At 64.2% G+C, this 16,901-nt stretch carries 12 protein-coding genes; 5 read left to right on the top strand and 7 right to left on the bottom strand.

All coding sequences use genetic code 11. The features are described 5' to 3' along the window. Window positions 1–38 precede the first annotated feature (38 nt). From AACW18_RS09100 to AACW18_RS09090, 3 genes are read right to left on the bottom strand one after another with little or no spacing between them, the layout of a single operon-like run. Complete coding sequence (locus AACW18_RS09100; protein ID WP_218291782.1) at window positions 39–1,577, bottom strand: DHA2 family efflux MFS transporter permease subunit; 1,539 nt, start codon at window positions 1,575–1,577, stop codon at window positions 39–41. Window position 1,578: 1 nt separating this feature from the next. Further along, entirely contained in the window at window positions 1,579–2,643 is a 1,065-nt protein-coding gene (locus AACW18_RS09095) for an HlyD family secretion protein (protein WP_218388440.1), read from the bottom strand. Window positions 2,644–2,681: 38 nt separating this feature from the next. Beyond that, window positions 2,682–3,110: a MarR family winged helix-turn-helix transcriptional regulator gene (locus AACW18_RS09090; RefSeq protein WP_042654187.1), complete on the bottom strand. Its 429-nt coding sequence runs from the start codon at window positions 3,108–3,110 to the stop codon at window positions 2,682–2,684. A 125-nt stretch (window positions 3,111–3,235) separates the two neighbouring features. Here AACW18_RS09090 and fumC point away from each other — a divergent pair, with 125 nt between their 5' ends. Next, on the top strand, window positions 3,236–4,627 hold the full coding sequence (gene fumC / locus AACW18_RS09085) for a class II fumarate hydratase (protein WP_218388439.1): 1,392 nt from the start codon (window positions 3,236–3,238) through the stop codon (window positions 4,625–4,627). A gap of 158 nt (window positions 4,628–4,785) precedes the next feature. Here fumC and AACW18_RS09080 read toward each other — a convergent pair whose 3' ends face one another. Next, entirely contained in the window at window positions 4,786–5,223 is a 438-nt protein-coding gene (locus tag AACW18_RS09080) for a VOC family protein (RefSeq protein ID WP_218388438.1), read from the bottom strand. 469 nt (window positions 5,224–5,692) lie between these two features. On the opposite strand from AACW18_RS09080, the gene putA reads away from it, so the two are divergent. Then, a complete protein-coding gene (putA, locus tag AACW18_RS09075; protein ID WP_218388437.1) occupies window positions 5,693–9,634 on the top strand; it encodes a trifunctional transcriptional regulator/proline dehydrogenase/L-glutamate gamma-semialdehyde dehydrogenase in 3,942 nt (1,313 codons plus the stop codon). A 283-nt stretch (window positions 9,635–9,917) separates the two neighbouring features. Here putA and alr read toward each other — a convergent pair whose 3' ends face one another. Together alr and dnaB are read right to left on the bottom strand one after the other, a co-directional pair. After that, window positions 9,918–10,991 (bottom strand): alanine racemase, encoded by a 1,074-nt coding sequence (alr, locus tag AACW18_RS09070; RefSeq protein ID WP_042654190.1) that lies wholly within the window; start codon window positions 10,989–10,991, stop codon window positions 9,918–9,920. Window positions 10,992–11,138: 147 nt separating this feature from the next. Further along, window positions 11,139–12,533 carry a replicative DNA helicase gene (gene dnaB, locus AACW18_RS09065; RefSeq protein WP_042654191.1) on the bottom strand — a complete coding sequence of 465 codons (1,395 nt, stop codon included), beginning with the start codon at window positions 12,531–12,533 and terminating at the stop codon, window positions 11,139–11,141. 431 nt (window positions 12,534–12,964) lie between these two features. On the opposite strand from dnaB, the gene AACW18_RS09060 reads away from it, so the two are divergent. Then, the gene (locus AACW18_RS09060) at window positions 12,965–13,816 is read left to right on the top strand and encodes a Tim44 domain-containing protein (RefSeq protein WP_218291777.1); all 852 of its coding nucleotides are present in this window, start codon (window positions 12,965–12,967) and stop codon (window positions 13,814–13,816) included. Window positions 13,817–14,011: 195 nt separating this feature from the next. Here the strand turns inward: AACW18_RS09060 and ushA are convergent, their stop codons facing one another. Further along, entirely contained in the window at window positions 14,012–15,682 is a 1,671-nt protein-coding gene (gene ushA, locus AACW18_RS09055) for a bifunctional UDP-sugar hydrolase/5'-nucleotidase UshA (RefSeq protein ID WP_218388436.1), read from the bottom strand. Window positions 15,683–15,940: 258 nt separating this feature from the next. Here ushA and AACW18_RS09050 point away from each other — a divergent pair, with 258 nt between their 5' ends. Both AACW18_RS09050 and AACW18_RS09045 read left to right on the top strand, forming a co-directional pair. Continuing rightward, on the top strand, window positions 15,941–16,282 hold the full coding sequence (locus AACW18_RS09050) for a DUF2956 domain-containing protein (RefSeq protein WP_042654194.1): 342 nt from the start codon (window positions 15,941–15,943) through the stop codon (window positions 16,280–16,282). Window positions 16,283–16,498: 216 nt separating this feature from the next. Next, entirely contained in the window at window positions 16,499–16,834 is a 336-nt protein-coding gene (locus AACW18_RS09045) for a hypothetical protein (protein WP_042654195.1), read from the top strand. Window positions 16,835–16,901: the final 67 nt, after the last annotated feature.

The following is a 16,901-nucleotide window of genomic DNA, read 5'->3' as shown; positions in this document are numbered from 1 at the left end:
CCCGGCCGGCGCGGGCACGTGTTCAGGGTAGCCGGCGCTTAATCCAGCAGCACCATCTCCTCCTTGTTGCCGCCACGCTTTGGGGCCTTGAGCAGCAACACCAGCGGGATGGCGCACAGGCTGACCCACATCATCAGACGGAAGTCCTGCAGATAGGCGAGCAGGCTGGCCTGACGGGTCACCTCGCCGTTGAGCATGGCGAGCCCCTTGGGCGCCATCAGCGCCACCATGCCCATCCCCTGATTCAGGGCCGCGTTGAAGGGGGTGATGTAGGAGGCGAACACCTCGTGGTTCATCTGGGTGCGCTGGGCCAGGTAGGTGATGACCACAGAGATGCCGATGCTGCTGCCGATGTTGCGCACCAGGCTGAACAGCGCCGTGCCCTCGTTGCGATAGCGCGGGGCCAGGGTCGCGAAGGTGATGGTGGAGAGCGGCACGAAGATGAAGCCGAGGCCGAGCCCCTGAATGATCCCGGTGCGCACTATGTCCCAGCTGCTGATGTCGGTGTTGAACAGCGTCATCTCCCACATGGAGAAGCTGGTGAGCAGCAGCCCCAGCAGGATCAGGATGCGCACGTCCACCCGGCCCGACAGCCGTCCCACCAGCATCATGGCGAACATGGTGCCGACCCCGCGCGGTGCCAGCAGGTAGCCAACGTCGATCACCGGGTAGCCCATCAGGCCCTGCATGAAGGGCGGCAGCAGCGTCATGGTCGCCAGCAAGATGATGCCGACGATGAAGATGAACACCAGGCCGACGCTGAAGTTGCGATCCTTGAACAGGGCCGGCTCTATGTAGGGGTGAGGGTGGGTGAAGATGTGCACCACGAACAGGTAGAAGCAGAGCACCATCATGATGGTCTCGATCACTATCTCCCGGCTGGCGAACCAGTTCTGGGACTCCCCCCGATCCAGTGCCATCTGCAGCGCCCCTATCCCCAGGCTGAGCAGGGCGAAGCCGAGCAGATCGAAGCGCCGGCTGGCGTCGAGCCTGGTCTCCTCGATGAAGGCGGCGAGCCCGAACCAGGCCAGCAGGCCGAACGGCAGGTTGATGTAAAACACCCAGCGCCAGTTGTAGTACTCGGTGAGCCAGCCCCCCAGTGAGGGCCCGAGGATGGGGCCGACCATGACCCCGATTCCCCAGAGCGCCATGGCGGAGCCGTGCTTCTCCGGTGGATAGGTATCGAGCAGCACCGCCTGGGAGAGCGGCACCAGGCTGGCGCCGAAGATCCCCTGCAGCAGCCGGAACAGCACTATCTGCTCCAGGCTCTGGGCCGCGCCGCACAGCATGGAGGCGACGGTGAAGCCCACCACCGACCACATGAACAGCCGCTTGCGGCCGATCCGCGACGAGATGAAGCCGGTCAGCGGCATGAAGATGGCGGCCGCCACTATGTAGGAGGTGAGCACCCAGGAGATCTGATCCTGGGTCGCGCCCATGGCGCCCTGCATATGGGGCAGGGCCACGTTGGCGATGGTGGTATCCAGCGCCTGCATGATGGTGGCCAACATCACCGACAGGGTGATGAAGACGCGACGGGTGCCTTGATCGGCCTCCTCTGTGCCTGCTGTCGTCATATCAACCTCGGAATGACCAGCCAAGCAGGCTGCGCTTGTGGCCGGTGTCGATCTCGGCGATGGCGCTCAGACCCGCGCGCAGCAGCGGCTGATCGGCCCCCTCCTGCAGCCGGATCCGCACCGCGACGCGCTGGGCTATCTTGACCCAGTTGCCGGTGGCGTTCTGGGCCGGGATCACCGAAAACTCGGAGCCGGTGGCTGGGCTCAGGCTCTCCACCACCCCGGTCCAGTGGGCATCCGGGTAGGTGTCCACGCTGATATCCACCCGCTGGCCCGGCTGGACATGGGTCAGCTCGGTCTCGGTGAAGTTCGCCTCCACCCAGGGGCTGTCGGTCTCCACCAGCATCATGGCGGTCATGCCCACCAGCATGTACTGACCCGGCTTGGGCAGCTGGCTGGCGATGCCGTTGGCGGGGGCGTAGATGGTGGTGCGGGCCAGATCCAGCTTGGCCTTGGCCAGGACGGCGGCGGCCTCGCGATAGGCGGGCTGCTGCTCCACCGGCAGGTTCACGTCACCGCTGAGGGAGGCCTCGATCTTCTTGAGCCCCTCCTCCAGCGCCACCTGCTGCTGGGCGGTCTGGATGGTGAGCTGGCGCGCGTCATCATAGTTGGCGGTCGAGGTGAAGTGCTTGGCCACCAGATCCGCCTGCCGACGCTCCTCCTTGAGGGCATAGGCATTGCGGGTGCGGGCCACGGCGATCTCGGCCTGCTGACCGCGATAGCTGGTCTGCAGCGCCACCAGATCGGTGCGGGCCTTGGCGAGTTCGGCCTCGGCCTTGGTCACGGCGACCTGGAACGACTCGGGATCCAGCTCGAATATCGGCTGGCCGGCCTTGACCTGCTGGTTCTCGTCGACGAACACCTTGGCCACCCGACCCAGCACCTCGGTACTGATGGGCACCTTGTCCGCCTTCACATAGGCGTTGTCGGTCTCGATATAGCGTCCGCCCTGCAGGTAGACGGCGCCGACCCCGAGCAGGGCCAGTGCCGGCACCACCACCAGAAGCAGCAAACGGGTCCGACGCCGGTCGGCCGCGGGACGGGAGGAGGGTGAGTCAGTGGTCATAAAAGCGCTCCGCTAATAATCAGGTCGAAAAGGGGAAATCAGGAATGGCAAAGGTTGGCACGCAGGATCTTGAGGGAGTGGCAGAGGGCAGTGGTCGCCTCCTCCCCCAGCTCACCGATGGCGCGCTGATGCACCACCTCGGAGGCCCGCTTGATCAGCGCCAGATAAGGGGTCGCGGCCTCGGTCAGGTAGAGCTGATAGGCCCGGCGGTCGGTGGGATCGCTGCGCCGTTCGACAAGGCCATTCTCGGCCAGCTGATCGAGCTGGCGGGCCAGGGTGATGGGCTGGATATCCAGACCGTCGGCCAGCTCGACCTGACGGATCCCCTCGCTGCGGGCGATATGCACCAGGGCACGGGCCTGGGCCAGGGTCAGGCCGCTCCCTTCCAGCTGCTGCTGAAACTGGCGACGCATCAGACGCTGCACATCGCCGAGCAGGAATCCGATGGAATCGGGTTGTTTGTTCATAGCATGCAACCTATATAGTAAGCCTTGCTTATTATAAGCAAGCCGCTGTCATATGTGCAAGCTGGCCCCGGCCGCCGTTTGTGGTCATGCTAGGGATTGGACACCTCATCGACAGGAGTATCGGTATGGACATCAGGATGGAACGAGACAGTCTGGGGGAGATCGCCGTCCCGGCGCAGCGGCTGTGGGGCGCCCAGACCCAGCGCTCCCTGCACCACTTCAACATCTCCGGTGAGCGCCAGCCGCTGGAGCTCATCCACGCCCTCGCCCGCATCAAGTCCGCCTGCGCCAGGGTCAACCACGCCCAGGGGCTGCTCGCCGCGCGCAAGGCCCAGGCCATCATGGCCGCCGCCGACGAGGTGCTGTGTGGCCAGCACGACGCCGAGTTTCCGCTGATGGTCTGGCAGACCGGCTCCGGCACCCAGACCAACATGAACCTCAACGAGGTGCTGGCGAACCGTGCCAGCGAGCTGCTCGGCGGCGCTCGCGGGGAGGCGCGGCTGGTGCACCCCAACGACGAGGTGAACAAGAGCCAGTCGAGCAATGATGTCTTCCCCAGCGCCATGAACCTGGCGGCCGTCACCGCCATCACGGGCCAGCTGCTGCCGGCCCTGATCACGCTCAAGAGCGCGCTCGCCAGCAAGGCCGCCGCCTTCGATGACATCGTCAAGATTGGCCGCACCCACCTGCAGGATGCCACCCCCCTCACCCTGGGCCAGGAGTTCTCCGGCTGGGTCGCCCAGCTCGAGCAGGGGGAGCGTCATCTGCGCACCGCCCTGCCCCATCTGTATGAGCTGGCGCTGGGGGGCACCGCGGTCGGCACCGGCCTCAACTGCCCGCCCGGCTTTGCCGAGGCGGTGGCGAGCACACTCGCAGAGCAGACCGGCCTGCCGCTGGTGAGCGCCCCCAACAAGTTCGAGGCCCTGGCGGCCAGCGATGCGCTGGTGCATGGCCATGGCGCCCTCAAGACCCTCGCGGCTTCTCTCATGAAGATCGCCAACGACGTGCGCTGGCTGGCCAGCGGCCCCCGCAGCGGGCTCGGCGAGCTGATCATCCCGGAGAACGAGCCCGGCTCCTCCATCATGCCGGGCAAGGTCAACCCGACCCAGAGCGAGGCGCTCACCATGCTCTGCGCCCAGGTGATGGGCAACGACGTGGCCATCAACATCGGCGGGGCCAGCGGCAACTTCGAGCTCAACGTGTTCAGGCCGATGATCGCCTACAACTTCCTGCAGAGCGTGCGGCTGCTGGCCGACGGCATGCAGAGCTTCCACGATCACTGCGCCATCGGCATAGCGCCAAACCGGGCGCGCATCGACGAGCTGCTGGCCAACTCCCTGATGCTGGTGACCGCGCTGAATCCCCACATCGGCTATGACAAGGCGGCCGAGATCGCCAAGCGCGCCCACCACGAGGGGATAGGCCTGCGCGAGGCGGCCATCGCCTCCGGTCACGTCAGCGCCGGCCAATTCGACGCCTGGGTGATACCGGCCGAGATGGTGGGACGCAAGCCATAGGCTATATCGCCTCGGACCAGTTCAGCGCCCCTGGAGTCCAACGCCTGGGTGGTGCCGGCCGAGATGGTGGGACGCAAGCCGGGCTGAGGCCGGGGTCGGCGGCATAAAAAAGAGGCTCCATGAGCCTCTTTTTCGTGTTCCGCACCGGCAGCTAGCACTCAAGTCTTGCTCTGGCAGTTGAACATCCAGTGGGTGCCGAACTTGTCGACCAGAGAGCCGAAGTAGTCCCCCCAGAACATCTCCTGCAACGCCATCTGCACCTTGCCCCCCGCCCCCAGGGCGGCAAACAGGCGATCGGTCTCGCCGCGGCTGTCCGGCTCCAGGTTGAGGTAGCTGTTGTTGCCCTGCACCAGATTGAACCCCATGCTGACGGGGGCATCGGTGCCCATCAGCACATGGCCGCCGAGGATGGACAGCTCCACATGCATCACCAGCTCCTCGTCCTCCTTCGACAGGGCGGGCTGGCCAGGGCAGCCGGGGGAATCCTTGAAGCGGTGAATGGGGCCGTTGAAGTCGCCGCCAAACACCTCCCGGTAGAACAGGAAGGCCGCCTCCGTCTCCCGAGGGAAATTGAGATAGGTACTGACACGTGCCATGGTGATCTCCTTGTCACTGATGTGGCTGGCCCGCTGGCCAGCTATCAGCATAGAAGAGTCAACTGCCACAGTCGCATTCGCCCGGCACGCGCACTGAGGCTGATGGGGTCCCGATCCGCACGGCATTCATCCGCCCGCCGTGCGCCCGCCCCCCGATAAGGAAACCCTCGGCCGATGGCACCCGCCGAACGCATCCTGTGCAAACCTTGAAAAGAGCAACCAATCTTCAGCACGGGTTGCACCTCCTTCAACATTCGGGAGACAAGCCATTAACCTGTTCATCTTGCAGTAAAAAGCGCCCACGGCCGCACCACACTGGGTCCAGCCACCAACCCGATAGGCTCCTTTAAATTCAGCAATGTAGCGAAAGCATTAAAATTTCTAACTTGCAGGTTGCACCTGGTTGCGCCATCCTCGTCAAAATTTAACCATTCGGCAATATTGTCACCGTACCGACACAGGAAGTCCCATGGCCACCACCACCCTTGGCGTTAAACTCGACGAAGCGACCCGCGACCGGCTGAAACAGGCGGCGCAGACCCTGGACCGCACCCCGCACTGGCTGATCAAGCAATCCATCTTCAGCTATCTGGAGCAGCTGGAGCGCGGCCTGACCCCGCCCGAGCAGTCCGGCCTGGCCGCCGCCGCGGGTGAGGAGCCCGTAGAGGCCCTGACCGAACAGGGCATCCAGGTCTTCCTCGAGTTTGCCGAGAGCATCTTGCCGCAGTCCGTGCTGCGCGCCGCCATCACCTCCGCCTATCGCCGCCCCGAGACAGAGGCCGTGCCCATGCTGCTGGAGCAGGCACGCCTGCCCAAAGAGAAGGCCGAGGCCACCCAGAAGCTAGCCCTCGGCATCGCCGAGAAGCTGCGCAACCAGAAGAGCGCCAGCGGCCGTCAGGGCCTGGTGCAGGGCCTGCTGCAGGAGTTCTCCCTCTCCTCCCAGGAAGGGGTGGCGCTGATGTGCTTGGCCGAGGCGCTGCTGCGCATCCCGGACAAGGCGACCCGTGACGCCCTGATCCGCGACAAGATAAGCGGCGGCAACTGGAGCCAGCATCTGGGCAACAGCACCTCCTTGTTCGTCAACGCCGCCTCCTGGGGCCTGCTCATCACCGGCAAGCTGGTGGCCACCCATAACGAGGCGGGCCTGAATACTTCCCTCAAGGGGTTGATCGGCAAGGGCGGCGAGCCGCTGATCCGCAAGGGCGTCGACATGGCGATGCGGCTGATGGGCGAGCAGTTCGTCACCGGCGAGACTATAGCCGAGGCGCTGGCCAACGCCGGCAGCACCGAGAGCAAGGGCTTCCGCTACTCCTACGACATGCTGGGGGAGGCGGCCCTGACCGAGGAGGACGCCAAGCGCTATCTCGCCTCCTACGAGCAGGCCATCCACGCCATCGGCAAGGCCTCCCACGGCCGCGGTATCTACGAGGGCCCGGGCATCTCCATCAAGCTCTCCGCCCTGCATCCGCGCTACAGCCGCGCCCAGTACGATCGGGTGATGGAAGAGCTCTACCCCACCCTGCTCGGCCTGACCCAGCTCGCCAAGCAGTATGACATCGGCATCAACATCGACGCCGAGGAGGCGGATCGGCTGGAGATCTCCCTCGATCTGCTGGAGAGGCTCTGCCTCGATCCCTCCCTTGCCGACTGGAACGGCATCGGCTTCGTCATCCAGGCCTATCAGAAGCGCTGCCCCTATGTGATCGACTACGTCATCGATCTCGCCAAACGCAGCCGTCACCGCCTGATGATCCGGCTGGTGAAGGGCGCCTACTGGGACAGCGAGATCAAACGCGCCCAGCAGGACGGCCTGGAAGGCTATCCGGTCTATACCCGCAAGCCCTATACCGATCTCTCCTACCTCGCCTGCGCCCGCAAGCTGCTGGCGGTGCCGGAGTCCATCTATCCCCAGTTCGCCACCCACAACGCCCACTCCCTGTCGGCCATCTACCAGCTGGCGGGGCAGAACTACTACCCGGGTCAGTACGAGTTCCAGTGCCTGCACGGCATGGGTGAGCCGCTCTACGAGCAGGTGGTCGGCAAGGTCGCCGACGGCAAGCTCGGTCGCCCCTGCCGCATCTATGCACCGGTCGGCAGCCACGAGACCCTGCTCGCCTACCTGGTGCGCCGCCTGCTGGAGAACGGGGCCAACACCTCCTTCGTCAACCGCATCGCGGACAACAGCATCTCGCTGCAGGATCTGGTGCAGGATCCGGTGCAGCAGATCGAGCAGATGGCCGCCCGTGAAGGCAGCCTGGGCCTGCCCCACCCGCGCATCCCGTTGCCGCGTGAGCTGTACGGCGAGGCCAGACCCAACTCCGCCGGCCTGGATCTCGCCAACGAACACCGACTGGGTTCGCTCTCCGCCGCCCTGCTCGGCAGCACCAATACCCGCTACCAGGCAGTGCCTATGCTGGGTTGTGAGACTGCGACGCCGGCCGAGTTCCAGAACGTGGTCAACCCGGCGGATCACCGAGACATTGTTGGTCAGGTGAGCGAAGCTACCCCTGAGCTGGTCGACAGTGCGCTGACCTGCGCCCTCGCCAGCGGCCAGATCTGGCAGGCGACCCCGCCAGCCGAGCGCGCCGCCGTGCTGGACAGAGCCGCCGAGCTGATGGAATCTGAGCTGCAACCCCTGATGGGCCTGCTGGTGCGCGAATCCGGTAAGACCTTCAGCAACGCCATCGCCGAGGTACGCGAGGCGGTGGACTTCCTGCGCTACTACGCCGCCCAGGCCCGCAATCATTTCGCCAACGACAGCCACAGGCCGCTCGGCCCCGTGGTCTGCATCAGCCCCTGGAACTTCCCGCTGGCCATCTTCAGCGGCCAGGTGTGCGCGGCGCTCGCCGCCGGCAATACGGTGCTGGCCAAACCCGCCGAGCAGACCCCGCTCATCGCCGCGCAGGCGGTGCGTATCCTGCTGGAAGCGGGCGTGCCCGCCGGTGCGGTACAACTGCTGCCGGGCCGCGGTGAAACCGTGGGCGCGGCGCTGATTGCCGACGAGCGGGTGCGCGGCGTCATGTTCACCGGCTCCACCGAGGTGGCGGGTATCATCTCTCGCAACCTGGCCGGTCGCCTCGACGCCCAGGGTCGCACCATCCCCCTCATCGCCGAGACCGGCGGTCAGAACGCCATGATCGTCGACTCCTCCGCCCTGACTGAGCAGGTGGTGATGGACGTCATCTCCTCGGCGTTCGACAGCGCCGGCCAGCGCTGCTCCGCGCTGCGGGTGCTGTGCGTGCAGGACGACGTGGCGGAGCGGGTGATTCGCATGCTCAAGGGGGCCATGGCCGAGTACAAGGTCGGCAACCCAGAGCACCTCTCCACCGACATAGGCCCCGTCATCGACGCCGAGGCCAAGGCCAACATCGAGCAGCACATCAAGGCCATGACCGACAAGGGTCGCAAGGTACACCAGATCGCCCGCGCTCAGGGTGCCGACTACAGTCGCGGCACCTTCGTGCTGCCGACCCTGATCGAGCTCGACAGCCTGGACGAACTCGGCCGCGAGGTGTTCGGCCCCGTGCTGCACCTGGTGCGCTACCCGCGCGCCAAACTCGGCGAGCTGCTCGCGCAGATCAACGACAGCGGCTACGGCCTGACGCTGGGGGTGCATACCCGGATCGACGAGACCATAGCCCAGGTGGTCAACACCGCCAAAGTGGGCAACCTCTACGTCAACCGCAACATAGTGGGTGCCGTGGTCGGGGTACAGCCGTTCGGTGGCGAGGGTCTCTCCGGCACAGGTCCCAAGGCGGGCGGCCCGCTCTACATGTACCGCCTGCTGTCCACCCGCCCGCGGGATGCGGTGGCCAGCCAGCTGCGCCAGGAGCCGGGTGCAACCCAGCGCAGCGAGGCGACCAAGCCCGCCCTGCAGGCCCTGCGCAACTGGGCACTCAAGCAGGAGAAGGCGCTGGTGGCCCTGTGCGACCAGTATGCCGAGCTGGCCCAGAGCGGCCTGACCCAGGTGCTGGTCGGCCCCACCGGCGAGCGCAACACTTACAGCCTGCTGCCACGGGAGCGGGTGCTCTGTCTGGCCGAGGATAAGGGCGATCTGCTGGCCCAGCTGGCGGCCTGTCTGGCGGTCGGGACGCAAGTGCTGTGGCAGGACAACGCCCAGAACCGTACCCTGCAAGCCGGCCTGCCGGCCGAGGCACGGGGCCGCATCCAGCTGGTGGCGGACTGGGCCAACGGCGAGGTTGGCTTCGATGCCCTGCTGCACCACGGCGACTCGGATCAGCTGCGGGAGGTGGCCAAGCTCGCCGCCGCCCGTCCTGGTGCCATCGTCGGCGTGCACGGCCTGCACCGTGGCGAGACCGACATCCCGCTGGAGCGCCTGCTGATCGAGCACGCCCTCTCGGTCAACACCGCCGCCGCCGGTGGCAACGCCAGCCTGATGACCATAGGCTAAGCGCCGCGCAGTGACAGAGACCCAAGCCCCGCAGACGCGGGGCTTGTTATCTCGGCCACGCGATCAAAAGAGATTAAAAAAGGCCGCCCTTATCGGGGCGGCCTTTTTGTTGGTGCATTCAGCGGGGGAACTTACTTGGTTATGGCAGCGGCCGATTAGGCTTCGCTAATCGACCCTACACGTACTCCATCAACACCCGGGAGCTGAACTTGGTGATGGGCTCGTAGGGGAAAGGTCGCGCCGGTCTCCGCCATTCATTGCCTTCTAAACCGAGATCCCAGACCTACACATACTCCATAAACACCCGGGAGGTGAGCTTGGTGATCAGTTCGTAGGGAATGGTGCCTATCTCCTCGGCGACTCGCTCCACCGGCAGGCCCTCGCCCCAGAGCACGGCCTCGTCACCGGCCTTGTCGGTGGCGCCTGGGCCGAGATCCACTGTGGTCATGTCCATGGAGACCCGACCCACCAGCGGCACTATGCGGCCATTGACCAGCACCGAAGTGCCATTGGGCGCCATGCGGGGATAGCCGTCGCCATAACCGATGGCGATGACCCCGAGCCGGGTGTCACGGGTCGATACCCAGTTAGCGCCATAGCCCACCGGCTCGCCGGCCTTGTGATCCCGCACCGCGATGAGCTGGGTCTTGAGGGTCATCACGGGCTTGAGGTCGTAATCCGCCGCCACCGTGTCCGGGAAGGGCGAGACGCCGTACAGGATGACGCCGGGGCGCACCCAGTCGCAGTGGGAGTCCGGCCAGGCCAGGATGCCCGCCGAGTTCGCCATGGCACGCTCGCCCTTAAGCGGCGCGGTCAGACGGCTGAACAGGTCGATCTGCTCGCGGGTGGTGGGCTGCTCCAGCTCATCGGAGCGGCTGAAGTGGGTCATGATGTTGAACGGCTGCACCACGTTCTTGCAGCGGGCCAGTCGCTCGATAAAGGCGGGCATCTCGTCGGCGCGCACCCCGAGCCGGTGCATGCCGGTGTCGAGCTTGAGCCAGGCCACCACGGGGGCCGGCAGCTCGGCCTGCTCCAGCGCCTCGAGCTGCTCCCAGGTGTGCACCGCGGTCTGCAGGTTGTTGGCCGCCAGCACCGGCAGATCCGCGCTCGAGAAGAAGCCTTCCAGCAGCACTATGGGCTTGACCACGGCGCAGGAGCGCAGCATCAGCGCCTCCTCGATGCGGGCCACCGCGTAGGCATCCGCGTCCACCAGGGTGCGGGCGACCGGCAGCAGGCCATGACCATAGGCGTTGGCCTTGACCACGGCGATGATCTTGCAGGAAGGGGCGTGGCGTTTGACCACGGCGAGGTTGTGGCGCAGGGCCGTCGTATCGATTTGGGCAATAGCCGCTTTCATCTGTTTTCCCTTACGAGGGCATGATGGCGCACGCGCGCCAGGCACCGAGTGGTGTCATCCCTTAATAGTCATCGTCTAAGGCCGGACCGGCAGAATTGTCGAACCGGGAAAACTGTGTCTGGTATCCGGGGCGATCTCGACCCCGTCTTAGTAGTCATCATCAAACGCCGGGCCGGCGTAGTTGTCGAACCGGGAGAACTGCCCCTGGAAGGTGAGGCGCACCCGGCCTATGGGGCCGTTACGCTGCTTGCCGATGATGATCTCGGCAATCCCCTTGTCGGGACTGTCATCGTGATAGACCTCATCACGGTAGATAAACATGATCAGATCCGCATCCTGCTCGATGGAGCCAGATTCCCGCAGGTCCGAGTTGACCGGACGCTTGTCGGCCCGCTGCTCCAGGCTTCGGTTCAGCTGGGAGAGCGCCACCACGGGGCACTGCAGCTCTTTCGCCAGCGCCTTGAGGGAGCGGGAGATCTCGCCGATCTCCAGGGTTCTGTTGTCGGACAGCGCCGGTACCCGCATCAGCTGCAGGTAGTCGATCATGATCATGCTGAGGCCGCCGTGCTCGCGGGCGATGCGCCGCGCACGGGAGCGCACGTCGGTCGGGGTCAGGCCGGAGGCATCATCGATGTACATCTTGCCCTTCTCCAGCAGCAGCCCCATGGTGGAGGAGAGCCGCGCCCAATCTTCGTCGTCGAGCTGGCCGGTCCGCACCTTGGTCTGATCGATGCGCCCCACAGAGGCGAGCATACGCATGATGATCTGCTCGGAGGGCATCTCCAGGGAGAAGATCAGCACCGGTTTGTCGGCGGTGAGCGCCGCGTGCTCGCACAGGTTCATGGCAAACGTCGTCTTGCCCATGGAGGGACGGGCCGCCACGATAATCAGATCCGAGCGCTGCAGGCCGGCGGTCATCTTGTCGAGATCGCCATAACCGCTGGAGACGCCGGTCACCCCGTTGTGAGGGGTCTTGAACAGCTCCTCAATCTTGTCGACCGTCTGCTCCAGAATGAGCTTCAGGGGCTGCGGGCCCTCGTTGGCGCTGGAGCGCTGCTCGGCGATCTTGAACACCTTGCTCTCGGCCAGATCCAGCAGATCGCCTGAGGTGCGGCCCTGGGGCTCGTAACCCGCCTCGACGATCTCGTTGGCGACCGCGATCATCTCCCGCACCACGGCCCGCTCACGCACTATTTCGGCGTAGGCATTGATGTTGGCGGCGCTCGGGGTGTTCTTGGCGATCTCCACCAGATAGGCGAAGCCACCGGACTCCTCCAACTGCTCGGAGCGCTCCAGCTCCTCCTGCAGGGTGATGAGATCGATGGGGTTGCCCGCGTTGGTGAGGCGGGTCATGGCCTGGAAGATCAGGCGGTGGGGACGGCTGTAGAAATCCTTGTCGATCACCCGCTCGGCCACCCGATCCCAGGCCTCGTTATCCAGCATCAGGCCGCCCAGTACGGACTGCTCGGCCTCAAAAGAGTGGGGGGGAACTTTCAGCTGTTGTGTCTTGGCGTCTTTTTTCGCCGTCACTTGCTCTGCCATACACATAAAAACCGCAGCGGGAAGGGGACGGGAATTTTACAAAAGAAACCCCGCCATCGCGAGCGCTAATGCGCGCTATTCACTTCGGATCGGGGCAACCCTCCTCCCCTGGGTTGCGGTCAAGGCACTTGGATGGGATTGCGGGCGGGCTCACACCACGATGAAGGGCCAGACCAGCGTCTGATCCTGCACCTTGGCTCTCAACTTGTTGCGCAGCTTGCGCTCCTTGCGACTCGGCCGTCTGTTTCTCATGCGGATTCTCCTCTGCGCTCCCCGGGATGGGGTAATCTGTTCATGAATAATTCATGCCAACCATGTTAATCATAGTCGCAAGCTGCAACACAAAAAGGGACCGGCAGCCTGCCATGCGCCTCGCTGAGCTTGCACAAGCAGAGCATGCCCCCACCTACATGAGAGTGAAAAGAGTCAAAATGAAAAAGATGCTGACCCTGTTTGCCGTGATCCTGGCCATTGGCCTCGGGGCACCCATCGCCGAAGCCAAGAAATTTGGTGGCGGCGGATCCTTTGGCAAGAGCTACAAGACGGCGCCGGCCCAACCGGCTCCAACCGCCGCACCGGTGAACGGTAAGAACCCGACCCTGGCCGCGGCACCCAAGAAGAGCGGCATGATGGGCGGCCTGCTCGGCGGCCTGCTGGCCGGCGGCCTGTTCGCCTACCTGCTGGGTAGCGGCGCATTCGAAGGTCTGCAGGGCATGGACATGCTGCTGATCGCCCTGCTAGCCCTGGGTGCCGTCTTCCTGCTGCGCACCCTGCGCAAGAACAAGGCGGCGACGGCCCAGCCACAGGCCGCCTATGCGGGTTATCAGCCCCCGGTCGCGCCCCAGCAGTTCGAGCAGAGCCACGGCGCGCCCCAGGCGACCGGCTTCGCCGACAGTGACGTGCCCTTCCGTCTGCCCCCCGGCTTTGACATGAATGGCTTCCTGTCCGGCGCGCGCGATCACTATCGCACCCTGCAAGAGGCCTGGAACAAGAACGATCTGGAGAAGGTACGCGAGTACGTGAGCCCGGAGCTGTTCGAACAGCTCAAGGCCGAGCGTGCCAAGTTGACCGGTGAGCAGCATACCGAAGTCATGTATGTGGACACCCAGCTGGTGCGCGCCGACTACGGCAGCGACTGGGCCCAGGTCAGCGTACGCTTCAGCGGTCGCTACATGGACCGTCAGGAGCAGGTCGAGGAGGACATCAAAGAGGTGTGGCACCTCGAGCGCAACCTGGCCAAGGACAATGCCCCCTGGCACATCGCCGGTATCGAGCAGCTGTAAGCGCTCCCATCCGGCCAGCATGATAAAGGCGACCTCAGGGTCGCCTTTTTATTGGCACTAAATATAGAAGGCGTTATTTCGGCGCCACCATGACATCTCGCCAATATCGCCTCACCGCCGAGCCGGGTGACATCATAAATATGAAAGAGGCAGCCTTGGCTGCCTCTTTCGCTTTATTGGTACAGGACCCTGTCGTTATTTACAGCCATCGAGCGAGGCGGAATTAACATAGCTCACCTCGCCGGCTGGCTGATAATCGGCCACCAGTATGGTCTTCTTCGCCTCGATATACTCCTTCAATACCCCGGCATCCACCAGACCGGCGTTGATGGTATTGATCTTCGGATAGCCATCGCCACCGGCCGCGCTGAAGCTCGGGATGGCAAAGCTGTAGACCGCGGCCGGATCGAACGCCTTGCCGCCCACGCTGGTGATGGTCACGCTCTTGGCCTGGCAATCCACCGCCATGTTGATGCCACCAAACTGGGCATAGCCACCGGTGTTGACTGTCTTGGTCGCCACCTGGCCCAGATAGGTCACCAGCTCGCTGCCGCTCATGGTCGCCTTGTTGACCGTGTTGCCAAACGGATGCACGGTCAGCACGTCGCGATAGCTGATGTCGCCGGCGGCGATGGAGGCACGCACCCCACCCGAGTTGACGATGGCAAAGTCGGTGCTCAGCTTCTGCGCCGTGGCGGTGGTGATCAGGCGACCCAGGTTGGTCTGCTTGTTGCGCACATTGGCACGCTCACCGTCCAGCAGGCCGTCGGTGGAACCTATCACCACGCCCAACTCCTGCTGACCCTTCTCCTGATAGGTGAGCAATGTGTTGTACAGCTCGGGATCCTTGGTGATCTCCTCCTGAATGAAGGCACCGCCAGCGTCTTTGAGATTGACCGGGATCAGCTCATAGCTGGTCAGGGTCAGTTTGCCATTCTGGTAGTCGAACTGGGCGCGGCCCACATACTTGCCCCACTCGTGAGCCTGCATGATCCAGGTGCCGTTCTGCTGATCCGGCAGGCAGTCGTCACCCGGCTTGAAGTCGGCATACTTGTTCACCGTCCCCGGCTCCATGCAGACCGGATTCTGGGAGTGGCCGCCGATGATGGCGTCCAGGGTGCCGGCCGGCAGCGCACGGGCCATCTCGACATCGCCAGGGGCGTTGCTGCCGTGCTGACCATCCTCGTAGTGACCCATGTGGGTGATGGCGAAGACCAGGTTCGCCTCTTTGTCGGCACGGATCTGCTTGCCCAGCTTGGCCGCCTCCGTGGTCGGATCGCGGAACTCCAGGGTCTGGACGTTGTTGGGATCCACCAGCTGGGCGGTGTCTTCGGTGGTCAGCCCCAGCACGGCGACCTTGAGGCCATTCTCCAGCTTGAACACCTTGTAGGGGTCGAAGTAGCGCTTGCCGCTGGTCTTGTCGTAGATGTTGGCGGAGATCATGGGGAACTTGGCCCACTGACGCTGCTTCTCCAGGATGGTCAGGGGGTTGTCAAACTCGTGGTTGCCCACGGCCATGGCATCGTAGCGGATGCTGTTCATGGCCATGAAGTCCGGCTCCGCATCCTGCAGATCCGACTCGGGCACCCCGGTGTTCACGTCACCACCGGAGAGCACCAGCACCTCGCTGCCAGCCGCCTTGGCCTCGCCACGCAGACGCTCGACCAGCGTCTTCTGGGCCGCCATGCCATATTCACCCTTGTCATTGTGCCAGAAGCGACCATGGGTATCGTTGGTATGCAGGACGGTGAGTTTGCAGACATTCTCGCTGCAGGGGGCGACACTTTCATTGCTGGAGGTATTACAGCCACTCAGCGCGGCGAGCACAGCCAGTGCGACACTTCCTTTGACAAATTTATAATTCATTTCCATATCACCTTGTTATTTTGTTATTGGACGACCCAAGCCATTAGGTCGGGCGGTAATATAACAAACAACATGTGACGCTTTTTCATCGGTGACTCACAAATTCCGCTAAATGTGATCATCTGCGCAACTTGCTTTCTCATTCTGATATTTCGATCGTTTTTCCCGTCATGCCGCGTGGGTCGCGCACCGGGATGGCAGCCTGAGCGGCGCAGTTATGGCATACTTTCCGCCAATCGATGCCAAGGAGAGCCGTGAATGGCAAAGTACGACAAGATTTCCCCCGAGACCCAGCAGGAGGCGATGAAGATCGCCCGCGCCAACCAGAAGCCGGGCCAGACCAAGGAGCAGACCCAGCTGATCGCCCAGGGGATCCAGAAGGGGGTCGACGAATACAAGAAGCAGATGAAGGCGCGGGCCCGCGAGGCCAGCCGCCAGAAGAAGCTGCAGGCCAAGGCGAAACAGCCGCAGCAGGGCGAGCATGAGGAAGAGACCCATGAGATCGAGCTGATCGAGGTCTCCCGCCAGCATCCCCTGCCCTGGATCCTGTTGCTGCTGAGCTGGCTGGGCTTTGCCGCCGCCTGGTTCTGGCTGCGCTGATCCCGCCCCAGGCAAAGGTTTGCCTGGGATCGGCTTCACAGCCTGGGGCTGGCACGCTGGTCATGTCCCGCGCCGGCTGATTAAATCCCGCCTCCCATCGTCCTGGGGCCACGCTGTCCCTGCCCCGTGCAGCGCCGAGGCCACGCCTGCCTGCCACCATCGGCAGGACGATGATGCACTCGGCCCCACTCATCCATCGTCTGGAGACCCTCTATCATGAACCCGGCCCCGCTCTATCTGTTGGCCCCCCTGGTACTGTTTATCGTGACCCTGGTGCTCTATCGCATCTCGCCGCTGCGGGCCGTCGCGGCCGGCAGCGCCCGCTGGTTCATCCTGCCCGCCTTCACCCTGTTCATTCTGCTCATCGTCATCAATGGTGCCGCCGACCCGGCTCTGCGCAGCCCGGGCTTTCACTGGCTGATGCCCGGGCTTGGCTTCGCGCTCTGCCTGTTCCCGGCGCTGCCCAAGGCGCTGGTGCCCCGCCTCGCCATCAAGGAGGGCGCCTTCGCCGCCCTCGGTCTGATGCTGATGAGCCTGGCCATGGTGTATTGACAGCAGAAAGTGGTGATATCTGACGGACCAAGAGGCGCCCTGTGACGGGCGCCTCTTGTACAAACAA

Source organism: Aeromonas sp. sia0103 (assembly GCF_963895295.1).
GTDB classification, from domain to species: Bacteria; Pseudomonadota; Gammaproteobacteria; order Enterobacterales; family Aeromonadaceae; genus Aeromonas; species Aeromonas encheleia.
This window is presented reverse-complemented; position numbering and strand designations above follow the sequence as displayed.